At 74.0% G+C, this 6,624-nt stretch carries 5 protein-coding genes and 1 pseudogene; 5 read left to right on the top strand and 1 reads right to left on the bottom strand.

Features of this window, described 5'->3' with window-relative positions:
* The first annotated feature begins 9 nt into the window (after positions 1–9).
* The 5 genes and pseudogenes from D6689_02540 to D6689_02520 all read left to right on the top strand — a co-directional run bounded on the left by D6689_02540 (position 10) and on the right by D6689_02520 (position 5,687).
* Entirely contained in the window at positions 10–1,713 is a 1,704-nt protein-coding gene (locus D6689_02540) for an FAD-dependent oxidoreductase (protein RMH44387.1), read from the top strand.
* A pseudogene (locus D6689_02535) lies at positions 1,710–3,211 on the top strand (FAD-dependent oxidoreductase). Before D6689_02540 ends, D6689_02535 begins: the two are co-directional and overlap by 4 nt.
* 7 nt (positions 3,212–3,218) lie before the next feature.
* Positions 3,219–4,046 carry a pyrroline-5-carboxylate reductase gene (gene proC, locus D6689_02530; GenBank protein RMH44389.1) on the top strand — a complete coding sequence of 276 codons (828 nt, stop codon included), beginning with the start codon at positions 3,219–3,221 and terminating at the stop codon, positions 4,044–4,046.
* A gap of 4 nt (positions 4,047–4,050) precedes the next feature.
* A complete protein-coding gene (locus tag D6689_02525; protein RMH44386.1) occupies positions 4,051–4,332 on the top strand; it encodes a hypothetical protein in 282 nt (93 codons plus the stop codon).
* Entirely contained in the window at positions 4,329–5,687 is a 1,359-nt protein-coding gene (locus tag D6689_02520) for a hypothetical protein (protein ID RMH44385.1), read from the top strand. Before D6689_02525 ends, D6689_02520 begins: the two co-directional genes overlap by 4 nt.
* A gap of 14 nt (positions 5,688–5,701) precedes the next feature.
* Here the strand turns inward: D6689_02520 and D6689_02515 are convergent, their stop codons facing one another.
* Positions 5,702–6,622: a hypothetical protein gene (locus D6689_02515; GenBank protein ID RMH44384.1), complete on the bottom strand. Its 921-nt coding sequence runs from the start codon at positions 6,620–6,622 to the stop codon at positions 5,702–5,704.
* Positions 6,623–6,624: the final 2 nt, after the last annotated feature.

The following is a 6,624-nucleotide window of genomic DNA, read 5'->3' as shown; positions in this document are numbered from 1 at the left end:
GACTCCGGGTTGCGGCGGGGCGGGCTGCTGCTGCGGCGGCGCGGCCGGCTGCTGTGGGCCCGGCTGCTGCGGCGGCGCGGCCGGCGCTCCGCCCGGAGGCTGGATGGTCGGCGGCGCCACGCCGAAGATCGTCTTGGCTGGACCGCCGGATCCGCCCGGCGCCGGCGGCACGGGCCTGCCGCACGTCCCGCAGTGCTGGGCCGCGGCGAGTACGGCAGCGCCGCAATACGGACACGGCCTGGTGGCTTGCGACATGGTGGTTGCTCCCCGAGTGCCGACCCCGGCCCTCTGAGCCCGCACCTTACTCGATTCCCGCGACGCGCGACAACTGCTCAGCCGGCGATCGCGGCTCGCGCGATCCGCCGCGGGCGCGACGTGCGCCGCGGTCATTCGGGATACAGTACGCCGGCCGTGAAACGCCTTCCCCTGGCCGAGGACGCCCGCCCGATCGACCTCCGTTGTGACGGCCGCCCGGTGCGCGCCTACGCCGGCGACAGCGTGGCCGTCGCGCTGTCCGCGAGCGACGTGCGCGTGCTGTCGCGCTCGCTCAAGTACCACCGCCCGCGCGGGTTCTTCTGTCTCGAGGGCCATTGCGGCGCGTGCCTGATGCGCGTCGACGGGGTGCCGAACGTGCGCGCGTGCATGGAGCCGTGCCGCGACGGCATGGAGGTCGCGGGGCAAAACGCCTACCCCTCGCCCGACCTCGACGTGCTCGGTGCCGTCGACTGGCTGTTTCCCCAGGGGATGGACCACCACACCCTGATGACCGGCTCTCGCGTGCTCAACTCCGTCGTCAACCGGATGGTTCGTCAGCTCGGCGGCCTCGGCGAGCTGCCCGACCGTCCGGCGCCGGCGTTTCCCGAGCCGGCCGTCGACGAACCGGACGTCGCGGTCGTCGGTGCCGGCCCCGCGGGGCTCGCCGCGGCGACGGCGGCGGCGGCGGCCGGGGCCGACGTCCTGTTGGTGGACGAGCACGACGTCGCCGGCGGCAGTGAATGGGCCGATCCGCGGGCCGGCCGCGCGGCGGTCGAGGCTCGCGTCGACGCGGCGCGGCGGGCCGGTGTGCGCTTCGCGTCGCGGTCGACCGCCGTCGCGTTCTATCCCGAGGACGACGGCGGGCTGCTCGCGGTGGCGTCCCCCGAGCGGCTCACGCGCGTGCGCGCCCGCCGCTACGTCTACGCGACGGGTGGTTACGCGATCAACCAGTTGTTCGTCAACAACGATCGGCCGGGCGTGATGGCCGCGCGCGCGGTCGGCCGGCTGCTGGTGCGCCACCGAGTGGTCGCCGGGACGCGGGCCGTGGTCGTCGGGCGCGGCGACTATCCCGCGGCGCTCGCGGCGGCGCTTCGCGGCGCCGGCAGCGACGTCGTCGAGGTCGACGGCGACGACGCGCGCGTGGTCGGGGTGCGCGGGCGCGTGTGGGTCAAGGCCGTCGATGTCGACCGCGGCGGCCGGGTCGACCGCGTACCGTGCGACCTGGTCGCCGTATGGGATACGCCGTCGCCGGCGTCCGAGGCGCCGCGCCAGCACGGCTGCGCCGTCCGATTCGACCCGGCGCGCGGCGGGTTCGCGGTCGAGGTCGACGCCGACGGGCGCACGTCGGTCGCCGGCGTGTTCGCGTGCGGCGACGTGTGCGGGTTCGTCGGTCCGCGCGCCGCCGCCGACCAGGGCGAGCGCGCGGGGGCGACGGCCGCGCGGGAGGCTCTCGCATGACGCGCAAGGGAAAGATCATCGTGTGCCGGTGCGAGGACGTGACGCTGGCCGACATCGACCACGCTCTCGCCCGCGGCTACGACGACATCGAGGAGGTCAAGCGCTACACCGGGTTCGGCACCGGCCCGTGCCAGGGCAAGGAGTGCCACGCGCTGATCGCCCGCCTGCTGGCCGAGCGCAGCGGCCGGGCGGCCGCGGACATCGCCCCGTTCACCAGCCGGCCGCCGATCGAACCGGTGCCGTTGAAGCTGCTCGTGCGCGATCCGGCCGCGTGCTATCCGGTCGACGCCGCCCCGGAGGAGCCGTGAGTCGCCGCGCGCAGCCGCCCGGTGTCATGCCGCGCGGCGCGCCGCTTCCGGACCGCGCGGAGGTCGCGATCGTCGGCGCGGGCGTGATGGGGCTGTCGATCGCGTACAACCTGTGCAAGCGCGGCCTCACGGACGTCGTCGTGATCGATCGCGGCTACCTCGCGGGCGGCGCGTCGGGACGCAACGGCGGCGGTATTCGCCAGCAGTGGTCCACCGAGATCAACATCCGCCTGATGCAGGAGTCGGTCGCGCTGTGCCGGGGCTTCGCCAAGGAGATGGGCGTCAACATCTGGTTCCGCCAGGGCGGCTACCTGTTCCTCGCGCGCCGGCGGCGCGATCTGGAGCGGCTCGAGCGCAACGTCGCGCTGCAAAACCGCTGCGGCGTCGATACCCGCATGATCGACGCCGACGAGGCGCGCGACATCGTGCCGCAGCTCGACACGCGCGGCGTGCTCGGCGCGGCGTTCAACCCGACCGACGGCATCCTGTTCCCGTGGCCGTTTCTGTGGGGCTACGCCCAGGGCGCCGCGCGCCTCGGCGCGCGCGTGTACACGCACACGCCGGTCGACCGCATCGACGTGGAACCCGGTGGATTCGCGCTGCACACTCCGCGCGGCGCGGTGCGCGCGCGGCGCGTCGTCAACGCGGCGGGGGCGTGGTCGCCCGCGGTCGCGCGCATGGTCGGCGTCGACCTGCCGACCTATCCGGTTCGCCACGAGATCTGCTCGTCGGAGCCGCTCAAGCCGTTTCTCGGGCCGATGGTGTCCGACCTCGCAACCGGGTTGTACTGCAGTCAGTCGATGCGCGGCGAGATCGTCGGTGGCGTATCGCTCACCGGCGAGCGGCCCACGATCGCGATGGGCTCCCGGCTCAAGTTCCTCGCGACGTATGCGCGCGAGCTCGTGCGGCTGATGCCGGGGCTGTCCGAGATCAAGATCCTGCGACAGTGGGCGGGTCCGTACGACATGACCGACGACGGCCAGCCGATCCTGGGCGAGGCGCCCGGCGTGCCCGGCTTGTTTCTGTGCAGCGGGTTTGGCGGGCACGGGTTCATGATGGCGCCGGTCATCGGCGTGCGGTACGCGGAGCTGCTCACCGGCGGCGCCCGGCACGACATCTTCGACCGGTGCAGCCTGGCCCGGTTCGACGGGCGCGCACCGGTCGAGCGCGAGGATTTCGTCATAGGATAGCCGCGTGGTGAAAACCGGAAAGACGATCGGATTTGTCGGCTGCGGCAACATGGCCGAGGCGTTGCTGCGCGGTCTGCTGGCGGCGGGGATCTCGCCCGAGCGGATCGGCGGCTCCGCGCCGCGCGGCGAGCGCGTCGATGAGTTGCGCGCGCGCTACGGCGTGTTCGCGACGACGGACAACGTCGAACTGGTGCGGCGCAGCGATATCGTCGTCCTCAGCGTCAAGCCGCAGATTCTCGACCGCGTGGTCCGCGAGATTGCGAGCGACATGCGCGAGGGCACGCTCGTCGTGTCGATCGCGGCCGGGGTGCCGACGGCGGCAATCGAGCACCTGCTGCGCGCGGAGACCCACGTCGTTCGCGCGATGCCCAACACGCCGGCGCTGGTGGGCGCGGGTGCGACGGCGATCGCGCCCGGCGAGCACGCGACGGACGAGGACGTCGAAACCGCGCGATTTTTGTTCGACGCGGTGGGCCTCACGGTCGTACTCGAAGAGAGCCAGCTCGACGCCGTCACCGGGTTGTCGGGCAGCGGTCCGGCCTACATCTTCCTCGTGCTCGACGCGCTTGCCGACGGCGGGGTCAAGATGGGCCTGTCGCGCCGCACGGCCCAGCGCCTCGCCGCGCAGACCGTGATGGGAGCCGCGAAGTTGCTGCTCGACACCGACGAGCACCCGGGGCGCCTCAAGGACATGGTGACGTCGCCGGGCGGCACCGCGATCGCCGGACTGGCGACGCTGGAAGCCGGCGGCCTGCGCACGACGCTGATCAACGCGGTCGAGGCGGCGACGCTGCGCGCGCGGGAACTCGGTCGCGCCGCGCTGCCGCCCAAGTGACGCGATGTGGGCGGTGCGCGCGGACGGCGACGGCTGGCGGTTCGACGTGCTCGTGCAACCGCGGGCATCGCGGGCCAAGGTGGGGCCGGTGTGCGGCGATCGGCTCAAGGTCGCCGTCACCGCGCCGCCGGTGGACGGCGCGGCCAACGCGGCGGTCATCGCCGCGCTAGCGCGGGCGCTCGGCGTACCGAAGCGAAACGTCGAGATCGTTGCTGGTGCAACGGGTCGGCGCAAGACCGTGCGCGTCGTCGGCTGCGCGCGGGCGGCGGTGGAGGCGCTCGCGTGACGGCGCGGCGGGCGGCGTGGCTCGCCGTCGCGCTGTGCGCGTGCCAGGGCGCGACCGGCACCATCGACATCGATCTGGTCGCCGCGCCCGGGGTGGATCCGCTCGCGGGCGTCGACCGCGTGCGGCTGACGCTCACCGATCCGGTCACCGTGGTCGAGTCGGCGCGCGGCCCCGACGGCGGGTTTGCGCTGTCGCTCGAGGTCGACGCGCGCGGGCAGGCCGCCCGCGTCGCGTTCGAGGGATTGGACGCGGCCGGCGACGTGGTGGTCTGGGGGCAGACGCCGGTGTTGCCGATGTCCGCGATCGACGCCCGCGTGACGGTGTACGTCGCGCCGCCGCACGGGTGGTCCGAGGCGCCGGTCGCGCTGGCGCCGGCGCGCACGGACATCGGCGCGGCCGCGTTGCCGTTCGGCGCGCTGTGGGCGGGCGGGCGCGACGCGGACGGCGCGCCGGTCGACTCGCTGGCGATCTACAATGCCTACTTTCACGACCTGCAGGTCGGCGACCCGCTGCCCGAGCCGCGCGCGGCGATCGCGGCGGCGGCCGGCCTGCGGCAGTTCGTCTACCTGTTCGGCGGCGAGGGGCCCGACGGGGAGCCGACCGCGACCTTCTGGCGGTTCGCGACGGACGTGCCGCCGGCCGGTCGGTACGTCGAACTCGACAGCGATCCCGCGCTCGCGCGCACCGGCGACCGCATCGCGCTCGCCGGCAGCGAGACGTTCCTGGTCGCGGGCGTGCCGCCGGTGCTGCTCGACGGCGGCCGAGGGCGAGCGACTGCGGTCGACGGCGCGCCCCCGCTCGACGGCGTACCGGCGCTGTTGGCCGTGTCCGACGCCGGCGACGCGGAGGTCCTCGTGGTCGGCGCCGGCGTGGGCACGGCGGGTGCCGCGGTGTTGTCGGGCGGCGCGTTCCGCGACTTGCCGGACGCGCCGGAGGGCCTTCGGCGCACCGGCCATGCGGTCGTCGCCCTGCCGAACGGCGATGCCCTCGTGGTCGGCGGTCGCGGGCCGGACGGCGCGCCGGTTGCGGCGCTTGCGCGCTATCGCCGCGGCGACCGCGCCTTCGACGCAGTCGCCGGCGCGCTGGCGACGCCGCGCGCCGATGCGGCGGTCGCCCGGGCCGGCGGCCTCGTCGTCGTCGCCGGCGGCACCGACGGCGCCGGCGGCGTGCTCGGCGATGCCGAGGTGGTCGACGCCGACACGCTCGAGCCGCTGGCGAGCGTACCGCTGGTCGTTCCACGGACCGGGGCCACGGCGGTCGCGCTCGGAAACGACCAGGTCGTGGTGGCCGGCGGCGTCGGTGCCGACGGGCGGCCGGTGGAGGTGGTCGAGCTGTACACGCCGCCCGTGCCGTGACGCGCGGCGCGCGGTCAGAACTGGAGGTCGTCGTCGCGCAGGTCCGCGTCTTCGAGCAGGTCGTCCTCTGGCCGGAGCGGCTCGCGGCCCGGCGGCGGATCGACCGGCGGAAAGATCGGCGGCGGCTTCATCGCGCGGGCGGCGGGCGACAGCTGCCCCCACACCAGGAAGATCGACAGCCACGCGGTCGGCATCCAAAACATGAAGTCCGGGTAGGCGCGCAGCATGCCGCATGCGTAGCCGAGGACGACGTTGACGGACAAAAACGCCGTGGCCCAGCGCGACCGAGCGAGGCCGAGCTTCGGGATGCGCAGGTTGGACGCCATCAGGAAGGCGCCCGCGTACAGCGCGATCGGGAACGCCGTCCATGCGCCGTCGGGCGTGGACCAGGTGCCGAGCAGGTGGACCTCGCCGGTGGCGGGCGCCGGGATTGGCCCACTGGCCGGCGCGTACTTGAGCAAAACGAGGTACCAGATCGTGGTCGTGCCGGCCGCCAGCGTCGTCGGCACGCCGAAGAACACGCGCGGCTTGCCCTCGTCTTCGGTCGTGATGTTGTAGCGCGCGAGCCGGAAGCTCGCGCCGAGCACCCAGCACACGGCGCCGGCAGCGAGCGCAGCGCGGCCGGTCCCGTCGTGAAACGCCAGCCGCTCGCTGCCGCCGATCGATGCGTAGATCAAGAACGCGGGTGCGATGCCAAATGCGATCAGGTCGGCGAGCGAGTCGAGCTGCACGCCGAGTTCGCTGGTGCCGCGCACGAGTCGCGCGACCAGGCCGTCGAGCCGATCGGTGAGCACGGCCCAGATGACGAACCACGCGGCGTCCCGGTAGCGCCCGGCGTGAGATGCTTCGATCGAAGCCAGGCCGAACACGATCCCGGTCGCGGTGATCAGGTTGGGCGCCAGGTAGCGGAGCGCGCGGTTCACGTTGGGGCGCACGC

The organism is Deltaproteobacteria bacterium (genome assembly GCA_003696105.1).
Lineage (GTDB): Bacteria > Myxococcota_A > Polyangia > Haliangiales > J016 > J016.
Note: the sequence above shows the minus strand (reverse complement) of the source record. Positions and strands in the feature narration are given on the sequence as shown.